Here is a 21,817-nt window from a genome sequence, read left to right on the forward strand (position 1 = left end):
GGACGCGTCTACGCGCGGTGCCGATGTAGTTCAATGGTAGAACTTCTGCTTCCCAAGCAGACAGCGCGGGTTCGATTCCCGTCATCGGCTCAGCAAAATAAGGCCCTGACCAGCAGGTTGTCTGGTCGGGGCCTTTCTCGACTCCAATGCTGTGTAGCCAAGGGTGTAGCCCTGACCCTTTGCCGGCGGCCTTCAGTCTGTCGACCATGGGCGTCGATCGCACTCGTCAGGCACGGCGCATGACGCAGCTACTGTCCGAATCCCGTTGCACCCGAGTCACTCTCGACTGTCACGACAACCACCACATCCGCCGCCGCGACGCACAGATCCGCTGGACCGACGGTCCTACGTGGCATCAGATACTCACGCTCGCAGCGGCACTCGCCGGGCAGGCGCCGGGCATCGGCCCCGGCCGAGGTGCGGCCATCGACGGCATAGCGGTGCTCACCGCCGCGCTGATCCCTACGCGAGTCGACACCGGCGCCGGAAGCAGGAGGCGCGTCTGCACGCCGAGAAGGAGCACCGCGGACGCGCGAGCTGCACACCCTAGAAGGAGTGGCGCCAACGGGCGCACCCCCACAGCGAAGTAGTCGTGCCGCCTGCCACGTACTGCGGAGCGATCCGCACCTTCCGTCCGCGTCAGGTGCGACAGGGTCAGTTCCCGCGCGCCTCGATCGCACGACCGATGAGCGCGCGGGCGCCCTCGCCGTAGAGCGCCTGCTCGGCGAGCACCGTGAACATCTTCTCGTACAGGGTGATCTCGCGCGGTTGTGTGACTGCAAGCTCGGCGCTGATCGTCTCGACTTGGACGAGCCTGCTGTCGAAGATGGCGAACCCGTTCGTGGCGGGCGCCGCGTAGGCCGAGGCCGCGGGAATGATGCCGAACGCGATGCTCGGCAGCATCATGACGTTGAGCAAGCGGTCGAGCTGGCCACGCATCACCTCGTCGTCGCCGACGGTGGTGTGCAGCACCTGCTCGGCGACAACGAAATTGAACCGGCGCCGCCCGCGGTAGAGCACGTGCTGCCGTTCGATGCGCGCCGCGACACCCTCCTCGAGGTCATCGGGGATGTCGTAGAACGAGATGACCTTGCGGAGGATGCCCTCGGCGTAGGCGGGAGTCTGCAACAGCCCTGGAAAGACGTACGGCTCGTACCATCGCATCGAGTTCGTCTCGGCCTCGACGCGCACGCGCGCCTTCTGCGGGCGGCGCATGCCGGTACCGAGGATGCGCCGCCATTCGAGGTAGGCGGCCTCGATGTTGCGCAACGTGGCGACGAGGTCGGCGAGCTGATCGCCGGTGCCGGTGCGCTCGCACCAGGCGCGTAGATCCGCCTCCGACGGCGTCTGCTTGCCGTGCTCGATACGCGACACCTTGGACTCGTGCCAGCTCGCGAGCTCGGCGAGGCGGCGCGCGGTCAGGTCCGCGTCGCGGCGAAGCTCTCGGAGCCGCAGGCCGAGAGCCTCCCGGGCCTCGTGAACGGCGCTCGTCACCGCTGACCGGCCATCGCGTACTCGGCGTGCGGAATGGCACGCTGCCACACGAGATTCCACACCGCCCGGCACCGGTCGACGATCTGCCAATCGGTTGTCACCGCGACGCCCGCCCACCGCCCGTCCGGCTCGAACACAGTGAACGCGGCGCGGTCGTCGAGCAGCCACCAGTCGTCGGCGGTGAGCTCGTCGGGCGAAACGAGATGTCGCGGTAGATAACGGACCTCCTCGCCCGCGGCGATATTGACCCGCGACACTTCCAAGGTCCACCGTTGGTAGTCGACGTGTGGCACGGTGACGACGCGGGCTCGCCGCACCGCGACGCCGCGGCCGGTGGTCTCCCGGACCAGCGCCGCCCAATCGGCCATCCACGCGTAATCGTCCGGCTCGCCCGCGAGGAACCGAGCGAAAGGCTCGGACTCCTCGGGAGTCTCGTAGGTGTCCTGTACCTCGAGATGCAGGGCCGCACGCTTGCACTCGCCCACTGCGTCGGCGAACTCACCGGCCGTGATCAACAGCACCGTAGAACGTCCTCTCTCGCTTCGGCACCTCGATGGCGGTCTCGTCGGGGGTGAAGCTCATGTGTGCCAGCGCCTCTGGGTCGCCGAGTGGCTCGCCCGACAGGGTGAACGTGCCGCGGCCCGTGTCCGCCATCGTCGCGCCGACAAAGGTGTCCGGCTCGACGAAACCGAGTAGCGCGTGCGGGATCTCCACCGTCGCCTCGTCGTTGGTCCGCCACCCCTGCACGACGTAGGTGCCGCGGTCGGTCGCGTACAGCGTCGGGCATCCGCCCTGGTTCGATCCGCCTTTGCCCAGGAACCTCAGACGCATCGTGCTGTCCTCTTCCAACGGTGTGCGACGGCTTGCGCAACTCCTCCAATAGTCCATCAACTAGGGCGTTTTCGTCACCGTTTGAAAACAGGGATGCAAGTTCGCGCAAGTTTGTGGCAGCGCAGGCCACTCGGTTCGTACTGTCCGTTACAGCACTCGATGCGGAGGCGGTCGGTCCCGACCCTGCGCCGGTCGGCGAGCCACCACATCCTCGGCATCGGAGGCGACCGCACACGCCGACGCGGAGGGCTACCGCGATGGAGATGAACGAGGGCCGCGTGATGGCCGCGCTACACGATCACGGGCCGCTCACCACTGCGGAACTCGCGCGCGAGACGCGCATGAAGGAGTCGTCGGTTCGATCGGTGGTCCGAGAACTCGTCGACCGGAGCTTGGTCGAGACGGCGGCGCGGGGATGGACGCTGTCGGCTCGCGGCCAGGCATTCACCAACACCCCACGCGGGCGCAACGCGCTCGACGTGCCGACAATGCCGAGGCGGTCATGATGTCCTGTTTCGACGACGCGCTGCTGATCAACCATCTCAGCTGCGCCAACACCGCCTACCCCGCATCGAGTCTCCGTGCCGCGCACCGGACGATGCAGGTTCACCTCGAATGCCTCGTCGGCCAATGTCCGGCGAAGACCGCCGCGCACCACGCCCTCGAAGAGGCGGGGCACCTGAGGCCCGACTCGGGCAGGCAGCGACGATGACCGGCAGCGAAAGGTAAGTCGTAGGGGCCGTCAGCTCGGCACGTTGGTGATCTCGCTCGGTTCGGCGTGCAGGCGGCGAAAGCGGCTGCCGTGGAAGACGAGCGGGTCGATGTCGTGGCGGGTGGCCAGGCGGTGGATGCGGAGGATGACGACGAGGTGATCGCCCGCGGGGACCTGGGCCTCGATGACGCCCTCGATCCAGGCGGACGCACCGTGGATGAAGACGGCCTCACCGGTGCCTCGGTGCAGTTCGCTGGCGCGGAAGCGGTCGCCGTCCCGTGCGCCGAGCGCACGCGCGGCGTCGGTTTGGTCGGTGCCGAGCAGGCTCAGGCCGAGGTGGGTCGCGCGCTCCAGGCGCGGCCAGGTCGAGGAGCTGTTCTGCACGCAGAAGGAGACCAGCGGCGGATCGAGCGAGACGGGCACGAAGGTGCTCACCGCGAGGCCGTGCGGCACGCCGTCGACCTCGGCGCAGACCGCGACGACGCCGCTGGGGAAGTTGGCGAAGGCACGGCGCAATCCCGTTCCGTCGGCCGGTGTTTCGAAGAGTTCATGCATGGTCCACCGCCTTGCTCGCGTTCGCGTAGGAATCGGCGTCGGATCGAAGCGAATCACCTGCGCTGGGATCCCTCGATTCACTCGCGCTCGAAAGTCGTTCCCCCGAATCACGGACGTTCGGCTGCTCGGTGCTCGTACGACCCAGTGCTTGCACCACGGGCCGCCACCGGTCGGCGTACGCGCCGATCACTCCGTCCTCGGTGAAGGTCCGATCGGCCAGGTACAGACCCGGCAGCGCCGCGGTCGCGCCGAGTTCCGCCAGCACGGGCTTGAGCAGCAGGTCGGGAGCGAGCGCGTGCGCCGGTCCTGCGCCGAGCATCACCGGGACGGCCAGCACTCCCGCCAATCCCGTTCCGCCGTCGAATTGTTCGAGGAAGAGTTTGAGCAGCCCGGTGTAGGTCGCCTTGAAGGTCGGGCTGGCGAACACCACCAGCTCGGACTCCGCCACGGTGCGCACGGCGTCCGCCACCGCGGGATCACCCCAGCTGAGCAGCGCGGGCCCATAGGAAGCGAGCTCGAGCACGGTGGGTTCGACGTCGGGCCGCAGACCGCGGGCCACCAGGATGCCCGCGGCCAGCGTGCGGGACGCGGGTTTCGGATTGCCGACCACGACGGTGACTGTCACTGCTGTGTCCTTCCTTTCGCGTGCACGCGGCTGTCCCCAGTGCAACACCGGCCGCGAGGCGAAACGAGGGTTTGAATCTGTGCGATCGCATCGCGAGACGCGCGCGCACGGGTTCGGTCCGGCCGCCTACGAGCGGACTACCGACAACCGCGCCCGGAGCTCGGCTCAGTTACTGGATGAACGATCCGAACGAGCATCTCGGTCGACTCCGAGGAGCCCATGTGAACCCGATCGGGGGCGGACTCACGGGTTGCGCGCACCGGGATCGACATGCGAGCGCGACCTGTCGGTGCTCGGCATTAGGGTCGGCGCGTGGCTGGTTCGCGATATTCGTTCACGGCACGGGTGTGGGAGCACTCCGGCGAAGGCTCCTGGCATTTCGTGTCGCTGCCAGAGGAGATCGCCGACGACATCGAGGAGCGCTACGGGCATCGGTCCGGTGGGTTCGGAGCGATCCGCGTGCACGTCAGGATCGGCGCGAGCAGCTGGTCCACCTCGCTGTTTCCGGACAAGAAACGCGCCACCTACGTCCTGCCGGTGAAGAAGCCGGTGCGGGTCGCCGAGAACCTCGTCGCGGGTTCGGATGCCGAGATCGATCTGACGATCGCTCTCTGAGCGAGAGACGGTCATGGGCGACGCGCGCCACGCACTGGAGCATGCGGCGACCCCGACGGATCACGCCCACCAACTGCCGTCGGCCACACCCACAACCCAGATCCGACCCAGTCGCCCCACCACTGGATGCGAGCCACACCGGCCGGCAGGCGGTCAGCGGCCACCAGAGCCGCAGGCCGGTCATTCGACGAGGTAGGTCGCAGCGCCGACTCCTGCCCAGCCCATACCCGTCAGAAAATGCACTCCTGCACCATTCGCCGGGTAGCGACACCGACTCGCGTCTGGTCTTCCGCGCTCAGCCCGAGCAAGACGGGGTCGACGGGACCGGACAGATCCGCACCGAGAACCCTGCGCAATCCGTCCTGAGAGATCTTCTCCTCCACATAGATTCGCGCGACGCACTCGGATTGCTTCGGGGGAAGTCCCTTCCCCGCCAGCACCGTGGTGACGTCGGCCTGGCTCAAATCCCCGGCGGGCAGCGGGACGGTGGTGGTCGACGCCGCCGCCACGGTGGTCGACGCGGCAGTGGTCGACGCGGCCACGGTGGTCGACGAACCGGATGCCGTGCTCGAATCGTCCCCGCACCCCGCGAGCAGCGGCACCGCGATACACGCCACCGCGATCGTTCTTCTCATCCGAATTCCCTCGCTTCCAACGGTTCCCGTATGGCCGGGACCGTACCCGCAGCGAGGGGTCCGCGTCACAAGTCCATCGCGGCGCGCAGCGCGGTGTCCAACCGTTCCAGCACGTCGGACTCCATGTCATCGATGCGCTCGGCGAGCCAGCCGCGATAGATGCGGCCGATATTGCCCGCGTGCACCCAGCCGCGCCCTGGCACCTGGACCGCGAGGATGTCCTGCGGATCCTGGTCGAGCAGTTCGGCGGCGATCAGCCACTGACGCGGCGATTCGTTGATGCCGTCGCTACTGATGAGCACGACGGTACGACGCCGAAGCGAACCGTGCGGGTGATAGCTCCACAGTTCACCCCTGCGCACGCATCGCCTCCTCGGCGGCGGCCAGCTCCGCCTCGTCGGCCGCGGCCTCGGCCGCCACATCGACCACGGGACCGACGCCCGTGCGCACCGCTTCCCGGCGCGCGGCCTTGGATATCCACGCCGACGGTGACATACCGGCCCGTGCCGCCGCCTGTTCCGCGAACGACCAGGCCGCCTCGTCCAGCGAGAGAGTGACCTTACGCGTTGCCATACCATTTATCGTACCCGCGAGCGAGCACTCTGCCAGCGGGAACGCGGACGTACTGATACTATTGGCGCACTGCCAACAGAGAATCCGGGGACGAGCATGACGACGTGGAACCATCATCGGGTCGGCACGGGCGAACCGTTGGTGCTGGTGCACGGGGTCGGCAGCCGCTGGCAGATATGGGAGCCGATCATCGACACCCTGGCCGCCTCCTTCGAGGTGATCGCCGTCGATCTGCCCGGCTTCGGCGGCTCGGATCCGTTGCCGCACACGACCGTCGACGAACTCACCGACGCGCTCGCCGACTGGCTGGCCGCGGAAAACATCGAACGCCCGCACCTCGCAGGCAACTCGATGGGCGGCCTGATCACCCTGAAGCTGGGCGCGCGCGGATCGGCCCGCTCGGTCACCGCGTACTCCCCGATCGGGTTCTGGGACACCCCGGGCCGGGTGTGGTGCCAGCAGTCGCTCGGTAAGTCGGTCACCCTCGCTCGCGCGATGCGTCCGCAGCTGCCCAAGATTCTCGGCACCGCGGCGGGCCGCACGGCGTTCCTGTCCCTGATCTTCGGCAAGCCGTGGGCGTTGGACGCGGAGTTCGCGATCGGCACCGCCGAGGGAGCGATCGACTCGACCGGATTCCGAGAAGCGCTGGCCTCTTTCGCCGACGCGCGGCTGCCCGAGATCGGCGCGCTCGCCGACATTCCCGTCACCATCGCCTGGGGCAGCCGCGACGTCCTGCTCACCTACGCCACCCAGCACCGCAAGGCCCGCGCGGAACTGCCCAACGCTCGTCACGTCACCCTGCACGGCAGCGGGCACTCGCCATTTCCGGACGATCCCGAGGCTTGCGCCCGGGTGCTGCTCGACCAGCTGGATCCGAACCGCCGGTAGCGCGCGCTCGCCCCCCGGGACTTCGCGCGGAAATCCCGCAACAGCCACCGCAACCGAAACCGGCCGCGTCGATCGACCGGCCGCACGCCCCCGGCGAGAACAGTCGCGTCGGCACGACAGCTACAAGGCCGCTGTCGCGCACGTCACCCTCCGCCACAGCGCCCCGGCGAGAACAGCCGCGTCGGCACGACAGCTACGAAGCCGCCGTCGCGCACGTCACCCTCCCCCGCAGTGCGCCCGCGAGAACAGCCGCGTCGGCCACGCCTCACACGGGCCGAGGGTCCAACAACGTGTCCGCCGGTGCCGTCCCGAGCAACACCCGAACCGAATTTCCCCAGCGCTGCTGGAGGATTCGGTTGCGCTCCACGTTCCCGGTCAGCAGCGCCCGCATGGCCAGCCCGGTCATGATCTCGATGGTGAACTCGGTGATCGTCGGCACCCGTGGGTCATCGGGGAACTCGGCACGGAAGATGTCGCGAATGCTGGTGTGCATCAGCTCGAAGAGACGCTGCTCCAGCGGCAGGAAGGCGGCGCGCAACTCGGGATCGGTGCGCGCGCCGACCCAGATCTCCAGCGCGGCAAGGAAAGATTCCCCGCTGAACATGCGCATGGTGAGATCGACCGCGGTGGTGAGCCGGTCGGCATCGTCGGGTATCGCCGCGAATTCCGTTGTCAGCTGCTCCAATCGGCGCGCGGCGAGATGCTCGACGGCGCCGGCGAGCAGATCCGGTTTGGTCGGGAAGTGGTGCTGCAACGTGCCGCGCGGTACCCCGGCGCGGTTCTGCACCTCGAGCGTCGTCGTCCCTGCGTAGCCGACCTCGACCAGACTCTCGATCGCCGCGTCCAGGAGCCGCGTGCGCATTCGCGCGCGGCGCTGCGCCTGCGTCTCCCGGACGCGTTCCGGCATCGGGTCAGCGCCCCTGCCACTGCGGTTCACGCTTCTGCGCGAACGCGAGGGCGCCCTCGGCGGCGTCCTTGGAGAACAGCGCGGGCAGCGCGATCTCGCCCTGCTTGGCGAAGGACTCCGCCACCGACCAGTCCGGCGACTCGTCGATGATGCGCTTGCTCGCGGCGACCGAAAGCGGTGCGGCCGCGACGATTTCGGCGGCCAGCTCCAGTGCGCTCGCCAGCGCGGCGCCCGGCTCGGTGACCCGGTTGACCAGGCCGAGCTGGTAGAGTCGCTCGGCGCCGATGCGTCCGCCGGTCAACGCCAGCTCGGCCGCGATGGGCCGCGGCAGGCGCTGGGTCAGCCGCAGCACGCCGCCGCCCGCGGCCACCAAACCGCGCTTCACCTCGGGGATTCCGAATTGCGCGTCGCGCGCGGCGACGATCAGGTCACCCGCGAGCGCCAGCTCGAAACCACCCGCGAGCGCGAAACCCTCGACGGCCGAGATCATCGGCTTGGCGGGCGGTTTCGCCGCGATACCGAGCGGACCCCGCCGCTGCGTCATCGGCATCTCCCCTTTGGAGGCGGCGACGAGATCCATTCCGGCGCTGAAGGTTCCGCCCGCGCCGGTGAGTACGAGCACGCGCGCGCCGGCGTCGGCCTCGAATGCGTCGACGGCCGCCTCGATGGCCTGCGCGGTGGCCAGATCGATGGCGTTGCGGGCCTCGGGGCGGTTGACGGTCAGCAGCGTGATCGCGTCGCGGCGTTCGACGAGTACCTGATCGGTCATCGGGGGGTCCTCTCGGTGCGCAGGGTGAGCTGGTCGGCGGCGGTGATCTCGGCGGCCGCGCCGATCGGGTCGCCGTCGGTGAACGCCGCGATGGTCTCGGCGTCGGAAACCCGAACCAGTATGCGTGCACCCGCCGGGTTCAGCGCGCTGATCACCACCGCCTCGGGCTCGTCGGCGCGCTCCGGCGCGGGCCCCTTGCGGTAGGCGACGGTGTAGGCCTCGACGGTCGCCGGGCCGGTGTAGCCGGGCGCGGTGTCGCGGCGCGCGGCGGGCACCACGGCCTCGGCCGCGCGAAAGAGCTCGGCGGGCGGGCGCGCCGAGTACACGCCGACGCCGTGTTTGGTGATGTACCAGCCGAGCGCGGTCGCCAGGCCGTAGGACTCGGGGTCCTCGCGCAGCCGCGTGGCGAGGGTGGCGATCGAGTGGGTGGTGTAGTTGTTGCCCGGCCCGCCCGCGAAGGTCAGCCCGCCGGTGACCGAGAGCGGCCGTGCCGGATCGTCGATCGGCAGGCCGAGCGCCTCCGCCGCGACCTGCACCGCGACCGGGAAGCAGGAATACAGATCGATGTGGGCGACATCGTCGATGCCGATACCCGCTGCGCCGAGCGCGGACTCGCCCGCCGCCGCGATCGCGGGCGAGACGCTCATATCCGCGCGCTCGGAGACGAACCAGACGTCCGTGGCGGTCGCGCCGCCGTGCGGGAAGACCCACCGATCGCGCGGCACACCGGCGGCGTCGGCGGCGGCCGCGCTGCACACGATCAGGCCGGCGCCGAGATCCACCGAGAGGTTCGCGACGAGCAGCTTCGGGTACGGGGTCGACACCAGCCGGTTGTGCGATGAGGGCGTCGCCAGGTCGGCGGCGGACTGCGCCGCGGGCAGCCACGCGTACGGGTTGTCCTCGGCGACCGACGACAGCCGCGACCACAGCCCGCCGATGCGCTCGCGATGCGCGGCCTCGCTCAGGCCGAGCCTGCCGCGCAGCGCGGTTTCCATCAGCGCGTAGAAGTAGACCGGGCCCCACAGTCCGGCCGCGGTCTCCATCTCCGAGTTGGGCGCCTTGTCCGAACCGATCAGCTCGGTGGGCGCGGCATCCTCTGGCTGCTCGGGCCATTCGAGCCCGGCGCCCGCGCGAGTCGCCGCGTTCCACGAGGCCACCGACTCGGCTCCGGTGATGAGGGCGATCTCGGACTTTCCGTCGGCGATGGCCTGCGCGACCGTGTTCAGCAGCCGCTGCGGCGCGTCGCCGCCGAATCGCACGGACTGCACAGTGCGCTTCGGCGCGGCCCCCAGCTCGGCGGCGACCAGCGCGCCGAGATCCGGATACGGCTTGCTGACCGGGGCGACGGCGGCCACCAGATCGGCGGCCCGCAGCAGCCGATCTCCTGCGCCGCTGTCCGCCCCCGCGCGGCGCAGCGATTCGGTGGCGAGTTCGACGGGGCCGGGCAGCCCCGGATCGCCGGTTCTGTGCACGACCTGCCCGACGCCGACGAGCACCGGCGTCCGCGGATCCATTCCGGCTGGCAGCATTCTTCCTCCGCTCCGAATATTTACCGTCAGCATTGACGGTAATTTGGTTCGATTGAAGCAGACCGTCCCGACCAGGGCAATAGCCCGTGGACAAGAACTGACTCGAGAGTAAGATCCGGGCATGGGATCCCCTATCGCACTGCGGTTCGACGGCGACCGCGCCTACGTCAGCCTGGACCGCCCGGACAAGCACAACGGCCTGACCATCGAGATGCTCGGTGACCTGGTCGATGCCGCGCGAACCGTCGCGAAGCGCAAGGACGTGCGCGCGGTGATCCTGTCCGGCAACGGCCCCAGCTTCAGCAGCGGCCTCGATGTCGCCAAGGCGACCCGCGATCCGCTCGCGGCTGTGCGCAACTTCGTGCCGCTGCCGTGGCGCGGCACCAACACCTTCCAGGAGGCCTGCTGGGCCTGGCGGCGGTTGGAGGTCCCGGTCATCGCCGCGGTGCGCGGCCGCTGTTTCGGTGGCGGACTCCAGATCGCGCTGGCCGCCGACGTCCGCTTCGCGACACCCGACGCGGAGTTCTCGGTCATGGAGGCCAAGCACGGCCTCGTCCCGGATATGACCGGCGCGGCCACGCTCTCGCGATTGATCGGCATCGATAAAGCACTGCTGCTGACCATGACCGCCGACGTGGTCGACGCCGCCTACGCCGAACGCATCGGCCTGGTCACCGAGGTGACCGACGACCCGATCGGCGCCGCCGAGAAACTCGCCGAACGCATCGCGTCCCGCTCCCCGCACGCGGTGGCGGGCGCCAAGCGACTGTTCGAGCGGTCCTGGCACGCATCGGCGCGGCGCACCTTCGGAATCGAGCGCGCGACACAGCTGCCGCTGATCCTGCGTCTGGCCGCGAACCGAGATGGAAGATCACACAAAGAGGGCTTCATTTCGTAGAGACAAGATCGCAAGCCACCAATTTCCCCGGTTCGACTGCTAGCATTTCCGTCGATTTGCCAGCCATTCGAAATGTGCTTCGGTTCACATCGGGGGGTGGTGTATCGAGGCCCGTTTCGGCGAGACCCGGAGGGCCCACGACCTTGAACAAGACCGCAAAAATCCTGCTTTCGGCTCTAGCGGGTGGCACGGCCTTGCTTCTCACGGCAACTACCCCCGCCACGGCAAACCCAAACGCGATCAACCCGATTCCGGTGCTCAACGGCACCACCGGTCTGCCGAATCTGGCCGGTCGCAGCCGCGCGATGTTCCAGGTGACCGGCATGGCGAGCCCCAACAACACCCAGACCTACAACGTGCTCGGCACCGATCTGGGCATCATGTGGGACAACGGCCATGGCGAGATGCTCACCGCGTTCGGCGACACCGCCGGACTCGGCTTCCCCAACCTGCTCGCCGGCAGCATGTGGGCCTGGCGTAGCAACATCCTGGTCCGCAGCAACACCAAGGACCCGGCCAACGGCATCTACTTCGACAGCGTGGTGCGCGACGTCTTCGGACAGGCGCGCGATCTCATTCCGAGCCCGAAGATTCCGTTCATCGAAATCAGCCGCATCCCCACCGCGGGCATCGCGGTCGACGGCGTGCAGTACATGAGCACGATGTCGGTGAAGACCTGGGACAACGTCGGCGAGTGGACCACGAACTACTCGGGCCTGGCCGCCTCCGCCGACAACGGGGAGACCTGGGCGGATCTCGGGCACACCCGGCGCCCGAACGAGGGCGGCAACGCCAACTTCCAGATGAACGCCTTCCTGAAGAGCGGCGGGTATGTCTACGAGTACGGCACCCCCTCCGGGCGCGACAACATCGCGTTCATCGCGCGGGTGCGCGAGCACGACATCCAGAACTTGGGCGAGTACGAGTACTGGGACGGCGGCGGCTGGCGCAAGAACGACGTCAACGCCGCGGCGCCGATCATGTGGGGCGTCGGCGAACTGTCGGTCATGTGGAACGACTATCTCGGCCAGTTCATCTCGCTGACGACGGACGCGTTCAACTCGGTCGTGATGCGGCGGGCTTCCTCGCCCGAGGGTCCGTGGAGCGATCCGGAAGTCCTGATCGACACCAGGGAGTTGCCGTCGGCCTACGCCCCCTCGATCTTCCCGTACCAGACCGGGCGCGACCTGTACTTCATGACCACCGTGCACAGCCAGTACAACGTCGTCCTGATGCGCACCACGCTGTGATCATCGCGCCGTGACGCGTTCGGGGTGTCCGCGATTCAGCGGGCACCCCCTTTTTTCCTTCCCGGATCACTTGACCTCAACAAAGCTTCATGTACGAGGCTGGCCGCAGCACGCGACCGATCCGGAGGAACAATGACTTCTGCATCCAGCATCGCCCGCCCATCCGCCGACGTGACGGCATGGGTGCGGTCCGCTGCGCGCCCCGTGGTCGACACCGAACCGGACTATGTGGGAAAGGATCTCGACGAGCTCGTCGAGACACTCGGATCGGCGACGATCGTCGGGCTCGGCGAGTCGACCAGGTTCTCGCGGCAGACCTACGGCGTGCGGGAACGGCTCTTCCGCGCCTTGGTCGGCAGGCACGGGTTCCGCGGGCTCGCGATCCAGGACAGCGCGCGGTCCGGCGAGCGCATCGACGAGTACGTCCGCACCGGGGCGGGCGATCCGGAATCCGCGCTGGCCGGAGCGTGGCGCCCGCTGCGGACCGCCGAGATGGTCGACACGCTGGCCTGGATCCGGCTGTTCAACCAGCAGCACCCGGACGACCCGATCCGCGTCCTCGGCGTGGAACCGCCGCGCGCCGAACCCTCCGACTACGACGCGGTGCTGGACTACCTCCGCCAAGCCGCGCCGGACCGGCTGGCGCGCGCCGAAACCCATCTGAACCCGATCCGCACCGCACACCGAATCGACGAGCACGTCCAGCGCCATCAGGGCATTCACCCAGGACGCCCGTTCGCCGAGCACGCCCGCGACGCGCTCGCCCTGCTCGACGAGCTGCCCGACACCGCGGAGCACCGGCGGGCCCGCGCCCACGCCCGGCTGATCGCCGATTTCCACGAGCAGAGCGTCGCCGGGCAAGGCGGCTTCGCCCGCGACGAGCGGCCATCGGCCGAACGCGTCATCGAATGGCAGCGCGCGACCGGCGTGAAGATCGCGTTCTGGGACGGCATCGCCCACGTCAGCGCTCAGGCGCTCGGCGTCGGCTCGGCCGCGGGCGAGTTCCGCGGCACGGGCTCCCACCTGCGCGACCACTTCGGCACGGACTACGTCACTGTGGCCATCGGCTTTCACCACGGTGATCTCGGCATGGCCGAGGCGCCCAGGCCGCGGCCGGAGCTGGTCGACGCGGTGCTCGGCGAAGTGGATTTTCCCGCGTTCTTCGTCGACTTGCGCACGGCCGCAACGGAATCGGTGGACACCTGGCGTCGCGCACCGGCCGAGCTGCGCACCATCAGCGGGATCTACGACCCGAGCAAGGACGCCGAAGCACACATGGGCGTCCCCTCCCTGACGGGGGCGTTCGACATCCTCGTGCACATCCGCGAGACCTCGCCCGTGCACTGGCTTCCCGCGCCCTCCGAGTGAGCACCGGCGCGGTGCGTGCGGTGCCGCGCGGGAGCGGGCTTGTGCGGCTCAGACTCCGCACCTCCGGTGCTTTCCAGCGCGGTGCCGACGGTCCGCCCGAACACGGCGGTTCCTAGACTCGCCCTATGGATGCGGCCGATTGGGACGAGCGCTACGCGCAGAGTGAATTGGTCTGGGGCGCACCGCCGAACAGCACCGTGGTGGAGCACGTCTACGGGCTGGACCGGCGCGCGCCTGTGGGGCCCGACTCCGCCGAAGGCGAGGATCTCGGTCTGCCGCGGGCGCTCGACCTGGCCTGCGGCGAGGGACGCAACGCCGTCTGGTTGGCCACGCACGGCTGGCAGGTGCACGCCGTCGACTATTCGCAGGTCGGCATCGACAAGGGGCGGACCGTGGCCACGCGGCTGTCCCGATCGGTGCGCGGACGAATCACCTGGCAGTGCGCCGACGTCACCGATCTCGACGCCGCCGGGATCGCAGGCCCCTACGAGCTGGTGCTGATGGTCTTCCTGCATCTGCCCGCCGAGCAGCGCCGCGCCGTGGTGCGCCGCGCCGCGGAACTACTCACACCGGCGGGCACGCTGCTGATCCTCGGGCACGACACACTGAACCTGACGGAGGGCTTCGGCGGACCGCAGGACCCGTCGATCCTCTTCACCCCCGACGACATCATCGCCGACCTCGGTTCGGATTCGGGTCTCGAGATCCACATCGCGGACCGGGTGCTGCGCCCCACCGAGGGCCGCGACGCGATCGACGCGCTGGTCATCGCGACCAAACCCGCGCCGGAACCCTCGGAAACCGAAGCCTCGGCCTCCTGATCCAGCACAGCTGCACGCCGACCGCGAGACACAGGCCGACCCGGCGACCGACATACCTACTCCGACCAGCGCCGCAACCACGGCTGCACGGTCGCCGCGATGGTGTCGAATCCGGCGCGGAACGAGTGCGGCTGACCGGGGATCACGCGCACTTCGGCGGCGTCGGCCGCCTCGGGCACGCCGAACGGGTCGTTCGCCCCGTTGATCACCACGACCTCGATGCCGTCCGCCGCGAGCAGCTCCTCGCGCCGCGACTTCTCCGGCTTACCCGGCGGATGCAGCGGAAACGAGAGCGCGAGCACGCCGCGGGCCCGCGCGGCGACCGCCGTACGGCAGGCGACCCGCGCCCCGTTGCTGCGCCCGCCGAGGATGACGGGGACGCCGCGAACTTTCTTGCGCAAAGCCGCCACGATCTCCAGCCAGGCTTGATCCTGCTTGTCCGCCGAGCCCGGCGCCCGCCGCCCCGCGACGCGATAAGGCTGCACCACCCTGGCCACCGCGCCGCCCAGCTCCAACGCCGAATCGCGCACCACCAAAAGATCTTTCGCGTCCACCCCACCGCCCGCACCGTGGGTGAGCAGCAGCAGGAAGGCCGGTTTGCGCGGCCGGTCGAGCTCGATCTCGGCGGGACCCGCGCTCGTCTCGATCTGCACACCTCACCGTAGCCGCCTACCAGCGGAGAGCGCAGATGCAGCGCTCAGGGGCTGTTTATCGCGTCACATTGCTGGCCGCCGTCTTTGCCTGCCCCTTACCGGCCGGTAATATGGCGCATAAGTTACCCGCGAGTAGCATGCGGAAATCCGGAAAACTACCCCGGTGGCGACAACGGGCGGGAACGGCAACCAAACCGACCGCACCAACTCAACGGAGAGTGAGTACAGACCATGGGTCACTACAAGAGCAACGTCCGCGACCTGGAGTTCAACCTCTTCGAGGTCCTCGGACTCGGCTCCCTGCTCGACGCAGGCGCCTACGGCGACCTGGACAGCGACACTGTCAAGGAGATGCTCAACGAGGTGCGTCGCCTGGCCGAGGGCCCGCTGGCCGAGTCGTTCGTCGAGGGCGACCGCAACCCGCCGACCTTCGACCCCGAGACTCACGTCGTCACCCTGCCGGAAGCGTTCAAGAAGTCCTACCGCGCCCTCGAAGAGGGTGAGTGGATGAAGGTCGGCGTCCGCGAGGAGCTGGGCGGCCTCGGCGCTCCCGCAAGCGTCGTCTGGGCACTGAGCGAAATGATCCTCGGCGCCAACCCGCCCGCTCAGATGTACGGCGCAGGCCCCGGCTTCGCGCAGGTGTTCTACAACAACGGCACCGACGAGCAGAAGAAGTGGGCCCAGATCATCGCCGAGCGCAACTGGGGCGCCACCATGGTGCTGACCGAGCCGGACGCCGGCTCCGACGTCGGCGCCGGCCGCACCAAGGCGATCAAGCAGGAAGACGGCACCTGGCACATCGAGGGCGTCAAGCGCTTCATCACCTCGGGTGACTCCGACGACCTGTTCGAGAACATCATGCACCTGGTGCTGGCTCGCCCCGAGGGCGCGGGCCCGGGCACCAAGGGTCTGTCGCTGTTCTACGTGCCGAAGTACCACTTCGACTTCGAGACCCAGACCCTGGGCGACCGCAACGGTGCTTTCGTCACCAACGTCGAGCACAAGATGGGCATCAAGGTCTCGGCCACCTGTGAGGTCACCTTCGGCGGCCACGGCGTGCCCGCCAAGGGCTGGCTGGTCGGCGAGGTGCACAACGGCATCGCGCAGATGTTCGACGTCATCGAGAACGCCCGCATGATGGTCGGCACCAAGGCCATCGCCACCCTGTCGACGGGTTACCTGAACGCGCTCGACTACGCCAAGCAGCGCGTGCAGGGTGCGGACCTGACCCAGATGACCGACAAGGCCGCGCCGCGCGTCACCATCACCCACCACCCGGACGTGCGTCGTTCGCTGGCCCTGCAGAAGGCGTACGCCGAGGGCCTGCGCGCCATCTACCTCTACACCGCCGCGCACCAGAACGCCGACGTGGCGAACCTGGTCTCCGGCGCCGACTCCGACGTGGCCTTCCGGGTCAACGACCTGCTGCTGCCGATCGTCAAGGGTGTCGGTTCCGAGCGGGCCTACCAGTACCTGACCGAGTCGCTGCAGACCTTCGGTGGTTCGGGCTTCCTGCAGGACTACCCGGTCGAGCAGTACATCCGCGACGCCAAGATCGACTCGCTGTACGAGGGCACCACCGCCATCCAGGCGCAGGACTTCTTCTTCCGCAAGATCGCCCGTGACCGCGGTGTCGCGCTGGCGCACGTGGCGGGCCAGGTGCAGAAGTTCATCGACTCGGAGGCGGGCAACGGCCGCCTGAAGGGCGAGCGCAAGCTGCTGGCCACCGCGCTCGAGGACGTCCAGACCATGGCGGCGACCCTGACCGGCCACCTGATGGGCGCTCAGGAGCAGCCGTCCGAGCTGTACAAGGTCGGCCTGGGTTCGGTGCGCTTCCTGCTCTCCGTCGGCGACCTGCTCATCGGCTGGCAGCTGCTGCGCCAGGCCGAGGTCGCCATCGCGGCGCTCGACGCGGGCGCCTCCGGCTCGGATGTGGCCTTCTACAACGGCAAGATCGGTGTCGCGCAGTTCTTCGCGCGCAACGTCCTGCCCGAGTTGACCGCCACCCGCGCCGTCCTGGCCAACCTGGACAACGACATCATGGAGCTGGACGAGGCCGCCTTCTAAGGTCTCGCCGACACCGTCGAAACACCGCGAGAGCGGCCCGGATTCGTCCGGGCCGCTCTTTCGCGTTCGGGACATGGCGGGTCCCACAAGGTCAACCTCGCCCGAAACCGCAACGGGCAGGCAGAATGTTCGAGGCAGACCGCGCGCCACAGAAGGGACCCGTCCGGATGAACCGATCGCTGTCCGCACTCGCCAGAGCCGGGGCCGTCGCCGCGGCCTGCACGGTCGTGTTGGCAGGCCCCGCCGCCGCCGACCCGAACAACGTGAATCCCATTCCGGTGCTGAACGGCTGGCGCGGACTGCCGCAGCTGCCCGGGCCGACCAAGGCGGTCTTCCAGATGACCGGCATGGACAGCCCGAACCGCACGCAGAACGTGAACGTGCTCGGCACCGACCTCGGCATCATGTGGGACGACGGCAGCGGCCGGATGATCACCGCCTTCGGCGACAGCGCCGGGCTCGGCATCCCCAACCTGCTCGCGGGCAGCATGTGGGCCTGGACCTCGAACGTGCTGTTCCGCAGCACCACCAAGGATCCGTCGGGCGGCATCTTCTTCGACAGCGTCGTCCCGAATCCGTTGCCGAGCCCCAAGATTCCCGGCATCGAGATCAGTCTCATCCCCACCGCGGGCATTTCGGTGGGCGGAGTGCAGTACATGAGCCTGATGTCGGTGCGGGAGTGGGGCGATCACGGCAGGTGGAACACCAACTTCTCCACCCTGGCCACGTCCGGTGACGGCGGCCAGACCTGGGCGCCGCTCACCACCACCCGCCGCGCGAACGTGGACGGGCACGAGCGCTTCCAGCAGAACGCCTTCCTGAAGCACGACGGCTACGTCTACCGCTACGGCACCGCCCCTGGCCGCAACAACCCCGGATTCGTCTCGCGGACAAGGGAAGCCGACATCGCGAACATCGACTCCTACGAGTACTGGGACGGCGGCGCGTGGAAGCCGAACGATCCCTTGGCCTCGGCGCCGATCGTGGACGGCGTCGCCGAGTTGTCGGTGATGTGGAACGACTACCTCGGCCAGTTCGTCATGCTGACAACGGATCCGGCGAATTCCGTCGTCCTGCGGACGGCTTCGTCGCCGCAGGGGCCGTGGAGCGCGCCGCGGGTGCTGATCGAGGCCGCGTCGCTGCCGACCGCTTACGCGCCGATGATCTTCCCGTATCAGACCGGGTCGGATCTGTACTTTCTGCTGACGGTGCACACGCAGTACAACGTGGTGCTGATGAAGACGCCGCTGTAGGTACCGCGAATACGAGAACGGCCCGGGGTGTTCCCGGGCCGTTCTCGTATGCAGGAATGCGCCCGTCGCCTCCGACCTCCACCCGACACTGGCAGCCCGCGGCGCTGACAGCCTCGTGGCGGCACGGCCGTGCCGCGCCTACCGCGATCAGGGCAGCGACTAGCGACCGCTGGAGCCGGTGCCGATCAGGTTGCCGAGGCCGACGAGCAGGTTGGAGGAACCTGCGCTCCAGCCGTCGAGGTAGGGGTTGACGTAGCCGTCCGCGACCGGAAGCGGCTTCACACCGCCGGAGCCGGTGACAAGCAGGTTGGTCAGGCCGGTGCCGAAGTTCGAAGAACCGGCGCCCGAACCGGTGGTCTCGCCCGCGGTCGGCAGGGGCTTCACGCCACCCGAACCGGTCGCCAGCAGGTTGGTCAGACCGGTGGCGAAGTTGGACGAACCAGCGGCCGAACCGGTCTCCGCCGACGCCACACCGGAACCACCAAGGACGATACCGGCGGCGACCACAGCGATGCCGAGCACGCGAATCTTGCTCATGGAATTCTTCTCTTCCTCGAAAATCTTGGTCGACAACACAGTGCGGTCGACGCGCCTATGTCTATCACGCAATATTTTCGGGCCACGACGTGATGATGAACGCATCGCAAATGATCAGTTACGAGTAGTTCACCTTCGCGGGTTCCGACGCGTGAACTCGGCCCTCGGCACTCCTGCCTGAATCTCCGCGCTGACGTGCGGCGATGGCGAACCTTACGCGACATCGGGTTCGCGCCGATTGCCAGCCGTGCGGCAAATACTTCCGCGCAGAAGGGATTTCGAAGCTGCTGATATCCGATCGCGCTGATTGGATGGGTTGTTCAGCGCGGTATCGCGAGTAGTGTTTCAGCAAACTCGAGGACTTCCCGAAACGAAAAAATGCCCCGCCTCGATGAGGCGGGGCGTATTCGAGCTATGCGCTCACTTCGTCAGGTCGAGGTTCGCCGAACCGGTGATGAGCGTCTCCAGCAGCTTGGTCGTCGACTCCGAGGAACCGGCGTCCGAGGCGGTGGGCTTCGTGGCGGAACCGGTCGCCAGGTTCTCGGCCAGCGCGGTCAGCGCCTCCGACGAACCAGTCTCCGCCGCGGTCGACTTCGTGGCGCCGGCCGAGCCGGTCGCCAATGCCTCGACCAACTGGGTCGTGAACTCGGCCGAACCGGTGGTCTCGGCGCCGGCCAGCCCGGAGCCTGCCAGCACGATTCCGGCAGCGGCGGCGAAAGCGAAACCGAACGAACGAATGATCTTCATCTTCGAAATATCCCCTTGGAAGTTATCCTCCGTCGGCAACCCGTTGGCGGCCGACGGGATTGTTCTATCACAGGGGTTCGAGTGTTAACGATGAACCGGTTGCAATTCAAACGGTGGGGAGTAACCCCGATTTTGCGAGCAACTCGGGATGAAAGGTTCGCAATCGGACGGCTCACGCTTTACCGCGGTCGATATCGCCCTCCGAACGGCTAAATCCGCAGCGCGAGCGCATCGCCGCGCCACGCCGTCCTACCAGGGCAGATACCTTGCAATCCGGACGCAAGCCGCCAGCTTGCCGAACGGAGCATCCTCGTCGCCGACCATCGACGCCAGACCTTCAGCCGACCACAAGCCCGCGAAGTTACTGACGGGTCGAAGCCCAAATCCGGTAGTGAGATCTATTTCACAAAATCGATATGTAACGTTTCACCTGGGCGAATACTGGGAACAATTCCGGCAAGCCTTTCGACAGCATTCCCACGGTTTGCAAGACTCAGTCCGAGGTTTGCAAATCAATTCCTCCGCGATCACTACTCGATCGAGCCCCCGGTACACGATTCCGGAATAGGTCCTCGCAACGACTTCGCACGCCTCGCAGCGGTTGCGGCCACCGCGAGGCGTGCGGGCGCGTTGCGAAGAGGTCGCCTGGAAACGACAAAACGCCCCGCCTCCACAGCGGGGAGACGGGGCAGTCCAGGTCAGGCGGGGAGGCGCTCAGAGTTCCTCTTGCAACGAGGGTGGGATCTCGTAGCGGGCCGCCGGAGGTTCCTGGCCGGGAACGTGCAGGCGCAGGAAGCCGCGCAGCTCGTCGATGTGCTGTTGGAGAGCGCGGATCAGGCGGATGGCGTCACGGAAGCGCTTCTTGTCATCGACCGCCTGGCTCTCCAGAGTCTCTATGCGAGCGCGCAGTTTCGCGACTTCACGCGCCTGCCAGGCGGTGACGGCGCCGATCACCGTGGCCGCGGCGGCGCCGAACGCCTGCACGAATTCCGGACTCAACCAGCTCTGCGCCATTCATCGTCCGCCGTCCTGCCGATCGACCGGCGTGACCGCAGGCCGAATGACTGCGCCCGCGATCACCGGAGTGAGCAGGCCGTAGATCGTCAGTACCGACTCGATCCACGAGACATCGATCCGATGGCCGACGACGAAGGCGATCACCCCGGTGATCGCGACGAGCACCGAGCGGATCAGCGCGGGCTCGGGAAGTTTGGTGAGGAACATCAGATCTTTCCTTCCATGGCGTCGAGCAGACGGTCGACCTTGAGTTCGAGCGCCTTCAGACGCTGCTCGTTGCGATAGTCGGCGGCGTCGGAATTGAGCACATAGCCGGCCACCGTGTCCCGGTACTCGGAATCGGCCACCCGAGACTGGAATCCGTAGGTCAGCTCGAAGTGCACCCGGCGCAGCTTGTCGAGCAGTTCGCGCTGTTCCAAGTCGGAAAGTGCCACCAGCACACCGCCTTTCAATCGTTCCGCGACATCGGCGCGGAATTGGTCCATATCCATACCGCCCGGATCCCACTTGCCTTGTTTGGATCCGGCCCATTCCTTGTGGCCGATCACCCGATCGGCCCCGTGGCCGAGCCTGCGCAGAATCGCCGCGCAGCAGCCCACATACGCGTCGTATTGCTCGCGCGACCAGCCCTCGGTGCCGTTGTTCACGGCTTCGATGCCGATGGTGTGGAAATTCGCGTCGTCCTCGGGCAGCCCCGGCCAGCGGCCTACCCCGGCGTGCCAGGCAACACCTGCGGCGACGACCGTGACGGTGCCATCCCGGTCGAGATGCAATTGCGACAACGGCCCCTCCAAATGCGCAAAGCCGTAAGCGATTTCGGATGTCGGCGTATTGGAACCGCCGGTGTGATGGGCGATGACGCCCCAGATCTCACCGAAATCGCCGTGCCCGCGCTCGCGCCAGCCGGGGAATTCGACCACACGCAAACCCTCCTCACGGAGGACGTCCGCCAACCAGACGGGATCACCGGTCCAAGACATGGCTGTCCTGCCTTTCCAATAGTTCGATGGACGAATAAGTCGCCGCGGGCATCGAAATAGCTGTGCGGACGCGATATTCGCGTCGGCGAAGGC

The 21,817-nt window shown here is 67.8% G+C and carries 26 protein-coding genes, 1 tRNA gene and 1 pseudogene; 11 read left to right on the forward strand and 17 right to left on the reverse strand.

Annotated features, from left to right (window positions below):
* Positions 1-19: 19 nt before the first annotated feature.
* A tRNA-Gly gene (locus AC3EO7_RS10860) sits at positions 20-90 on the forward strand.
* Between the two features lie 564 nt (positions 91-654).
* Here AC3EO7_RS10860 and AC3EO7_RS10865 read toward each other — a convergent pair.
* The 3 genes from AC3EO7_RS10865 to AC3EO7_RS10875 are packed head-to-tail and all read right to left on the reverse strand — an operon-like array spanning position 655 to position 2,325.
* Positions 655-1,494 (reverse strand): helix-turn-helix domain-containing protein, encoded by an 840-nt coding sequence (locus AC3EO7_RS10865; protein ID WP_431968182.1) that lies wholly within the window; start codon positions 1,492-1,494, stop codon positions 655-657.
* On the reverse strand, positions 1,491-2,015 hold the full coding sequence (locus AC3EO7_RS10870) for a DUF6879 family protein (RefSeq protein ID WP_431968184.1): 525 nt from the start codon (positions 2,013-2,015) through the stop codon (positions 1,491-1,493). The genes AC3EO7_RS10865 and AC3EO7_RS10870 overlap by 4 nt, the downstream gene beginning before the upstream one ends.
* Complete coding sequence (locus tag AC3EO7_RS10875) at positions 1,993-2,325, reverse strand: hypothetical protein (RefSeq protein ID WP_431968186.1); 333 nt, start codon at positions 2,323-2,325, stop codon at positions 1,993-1,995. The genes AC3EO7_RS10870 and AC3EO7_RS10875 overlap by 23 nt, the downstream gene beginning before the upstream one ends.
* A 257-nt stretch (positions 2,326-2,582) precedes the next feature.
* On the opposite strand from AC3EO7_RS10875, the gene AC3EO7_RS10880 reads away from it, so the two are divergent.
* The gene (locus AC3EO7_RS10880) at positions 2,583-2,831 is read left to right on the forward strand and encodes a MarR family transcriptional regulator (protein ID WP_431968188.1); all 249 of its coding nucleotides are present in this window, start codon (positions 2,583-2,585) and stop codon (positions 2,829-2,831) included.
* Positions 2,831-3,037 carry a hypothetical protein gene (locus tag AC3EO7_RS10885; protein WP_431968190.1) on the forward strand — a complete coding sequence of 69 codons (207 nt, stop codon included), beginning with the start codon at positions 2,831-2,833 and terminating at the stop codon, positions 3,035-3,037. Before AC3EO7_RS10880 ends, AC3EO7_RS10885 begins: the two co-directional genes overlap by 1 nt.
* A 30-nt stretch (positions 3,038-3,067) precedes the next feature.
* On the opposite strand, the gene AC3EO7_RS10890 is transcribed toward AC3EO7_RS10885, so the two are convergent.
* Both AC3EO7_RS10890 and AC3EO7_RS10895 read right to left on the reverse strand, forming a co-directional pair.
* Complete coding sequence (locus tag AC3EO7_RS10890; protein WP_431968192.1) at positions 3,068-3,592, reverse strand: flavin reductase family protein; 525 nt, start codon at positions 3,590-3,592, stop codon at positions 3,068-3,070.
* Positions 3,593-3,725: 133 nt separating this feature from the next.
* A pseudogene (locus tag AC3EO7_RS10895) lies at positions 3,726-4,217 on the reverse strand (NADPH-dependent FMN reductase); the annotation flags it as partial.
* Between the two features lie 312 nt (positions 4,218-4,529).
* On the opposite strand from AC3EO7_RS10895, the gene AC3EO7_RS10900 reads away from it, so the two are divergent.
* Entirely contained in the window at positions 4,530-4,832 is a 303-nt protein-coding gene (locus AC3EO7_RS10900) for a DUF1905 domain-containing protein (RefSeq protein WP_431968194.1), read from the forward strand.
* 230 nt (positions 4,833-5,062) lie between these two features.
* Here the strand turns inward: AC3EO7_RS10900 and AC3EO7_RS10905 are convergent, their stop codons facing one another.
* The 3 genes from AC3EO7_RS10905 to AC3EO7_RS10915 form a co-directional block, all read right to left on the reverse strand.
* Positions 5,063-5,467 (reverse strand): hypothetical protein, encoded by a 405-nt coding sequence (locus AC3EO7_RS10905; RefSeq protein WP_431968196.1) that lies wholly within the window; start codon positions 5,465-5,467, stop codon positions 5,063-5,065.
* A gap of 65 nt (positions 5,468-5,532) precedes the next feature.
* Positions 5,533-5,829 (reverse strand): hypothetical protein, encoded by a 297-nt coding sequence (locus AC3EO7_RS10910; RefSeq protein ID WP_431968198.1) that lies wholly within the window; start codon positions 5,827-5,829, stop codon positions 5,533-5,535.
* Complete coding sequence (locus AC3EO7_RS10915) at positions 5,816-6,040, reverse strand: hypothetical protein (protein WP_435591109.1); 225 nt, start codon at positions 6,038-6,040, stop codon at positions 5,816-5,818. The genes AC3EO7_RS10910 and AC3EO7_RS10915 overlap by 14 nt, the downstream gene beginning before the upstream one ends.
* Before the next feature lie 96 nt (positions 6,041-6,136).
* On the opposite strand from AC3EO7_RS10915, the gene AC3EO7_RS10920 reads away from it, so the two are divergent.
* The gene (locus tag AC3EO7_RS10920) at positions 6,137-6,928 is read left to right on the forward strand and encodes an alpha/beta fold hydrolase (RefSeq protein WP_431968202.1); all 792 of its coding nucleotides are present in this window, start codon (positions 6,137-6,139) and stop codon (positions 6,926-6,928) included.
* Positions 6,929-7,193: 265 nt separating this feature from the next.
* On the opposite strand, the gene AC3EO7_RS10925 is transcribed toward AC3EO7_RS10920, so the two are convergent.
* From AC3EO7_RS10925 to AC3EO7_RS10935, 3 genes are read right to left on the reverse strand one after another with little or no spacing between them, the layout of a single operon-like run.
* Positions 7,194-7,835: a TetR/AcrR family transcriptional regulator gene (locus AC3EO7_RS10925; protein WP_431968204.1), complete on the reverse strand. Its 642-nt coding sequence runs from the start codon at positions 7,833-7,835 to the stop codon at positions 7,194-7,196.
* Between the two features lie 4 nt (positions 7,836-7,839).
* Positions 7,840-8,604, reverse strand: coding sequence for a crotonase/enoyl-CoA hydratase family protein (locus tag AC3EO7_RS10930; RefSeq protein ID WP_431968206.1), 765 nt, complete (start codon positions 8,602-8,604; stop codon positions 7,840-7,842).
* Complete coding sequence (locus AC3EO7_RS10935; protein WP_435591110.1) at positions 8,601-10,133, reverse strand: acetyl-CoA acetyltransferase; 1,533 nt, start codon at positions 10,131-10,133, stop codon at positions 8,601-8,603. The genes AC3EO7_RS10930 and AC3EO7_RS10935 overlap by 4 nt, the downstream gene beginning before the upstream one ends.
* A gap of 121 nt (positions 10,134-10,254) precedes the next feature.
* Here AC3EO7_RS10935 and AC3EO7_RS10940 point away from each other — a divergent pair, with 121 nt between their 5' ends.
* The 4 genes from AC3EO7_RS10940 (at position 10,255) to AC3EO7_RS10955 (ending at position 14,470) form a co-directional block, all read left to right on the forward strand.
* Positions 10,255-11,031: a crotonase/enoyl-CoA hydratase family protein gene (locus tag AC3EO7_RS10940; RefSeq protein WP_435591111.1), complete on the forward strand. Its 777-nt coding sequence runs from the start codon at positions 10,255-10,257 to the stop codon at positions 11,029-11,031.
* A gap of 194 nt (positions 11,032-11,225) precedes the next feature.
* Positions 11,226-12,281, forward strand: coding sequence for a glycoside hydrolase family 183 protein (locus tag AC3EO7_RS10945; RefSeq protein ID WP_431968212.1), 1,056 nt, complete (start codon positions 11,226-11,228; stop codon positions 12,279-12,281).
* A gap of 132 nt (positions 12,282-12,413) precedes the next feature.
* Positions 12,414-13,649 (forward strand): erythromycin esterase family protein, encoded by a 1,236-nt coding sequence (locus tag AC3EO7_RS10950; RefSeq protein WP_435591112.1) that lies wholly within the window; start codon positions 12,414-12,416, stop codon positions 13,647-13,649.
* Between the two features lie 125 nt (positions 13,650-13,774).
* Positions 13,775-14,470: a class I SAM-dependent methyltransferase gene (locus tag AC3EO7_RS10955; protein WP_431968216.1), complete on the forward strand. Its 696-nt coding sequence runs from the start codon at positions 13,775-13,777 to the stop codon at positions 14,468-14,470.
* 56 nt (positions 14,471-14,526) lie between these two features.
* On the opposite strand, the gene AC3EO7_RS10960 is transcribed toward AC3EO7_RS10955, so the two are convergent.
* Complete coding sequence (locus AC3EO7_RS10960; protein WP_435591113.1) at positions 14,527-15,123, reverse strand: alpha/beta hydrolase family protein; 597 nt, start codon at positions 15,121-15,123, stop codon at positions 14,527-14,529.
* A 231-nt stretch (positions 15,124-15,354) separates the two neighbouring features.
* Between AC3EO7_RS10960 and AC3EO7_RS10965 the strand changes: the two genes are divergently transcribed.
* Together AC3EO7_RS10965 and AC3EO7_RS10970 are read left to right on the forward strand one after the other, a co-directional pair.
* Complete coding sequence (locus tag AC3EO7_RS10965) at positions 15,355-17,190, forward strand: acyl-CoA dehydrogenase (RefSeq protein ID WP_431968220.1); 1,836 nt, start codon at positions 15,355-15,357, stop codon at positions 17,188-17,190.
* Positions 17,191-17,357: 167 nt separating this feature from the next.
* Positions 17,358-18,443, forward strand: coding sequence for a glycoside hydrolase family 183 protein (locus AC3EO7_RS10970; protein ID WP_431968222.1), 1,086 nt, complete (start codon positions 17,358-17,360; stop codon positions 18,441-18,443).
* Between the two features lie 159 nt (positions 18,444-18,602).
* Here the strand turns inward: AC3EO7_RS10970 and AC3EO7_RS10975 are convergent, their stop codons facing one another.
* From AC3EO7_RS10975 to AC3EO7_RS10995, 5 genes are all read right to left on the reverse strand, one after another.
* Positions 18,603-18,980 carry a hypothetical protein gene (locus tag AC3EO7_RS10975; protein WP_431968224.1) on the reverse strand — a complete coding sequence of 126 codons (378 nt, stop codon included), beginning with the start codon at positions 18,978-18,980 and terminating at the stop codon, positions 18,603-18,605.
* Positions 18,981-19,400: 420 nt separating this feature from the next.
* A complete protein-coding gene (locus AC3EO7_RS10980) occupies positions 19,401-19,727 on the reverse strand; it encodes a hypothetical protein (protein ID WP_431968226.1) in 327 nt (108 codons plus the stop codon).
* Between the two features lie 714 nt (positions 19,728-20,441).
* Entirely contained in the window at positions 20,442-20,741 is a 300-nt protein-coding gene (locus AC3EO7_RS10985; RefSeq protein ID WP_357411214.1) for a hypothetical protein, read from the reverse strand.
* The gene (locus tag AC3EO7_RS10990) at positions 20,742-20,951 is read right to left on the reverse strand and encodes a hypothetical protein (protein ID WP_431968228.1); all 210 of its coding nucleotides are present in this window, start codon (positions 20,949-20,951) and stop codon (positions 20,742-20,744) included.
* The gene (locus AC3EO7_RS10995; protein ID WP_435591114.1) at positions 20,951-21,724 is read right to left on the reverse strand and encodes an N-acetylmuramoyl-L-alanine amidase; all 774 of its coding nucleotides are present in this window, start codon (positions 21,722-21,724) and stop codon (positions 20,951-20,953) included. The genes AC3EO7_RS10990 and AC3EO7_RS10995 overlap by 1 nt, the downstream gene beginning before the upstream one ends.
* Positions 21,725-21,817: the final 93 nt, after the last annotated feature.

It is taken from the genome of Nocardia sp. bgisy118 (assembly GCF_057708605.1).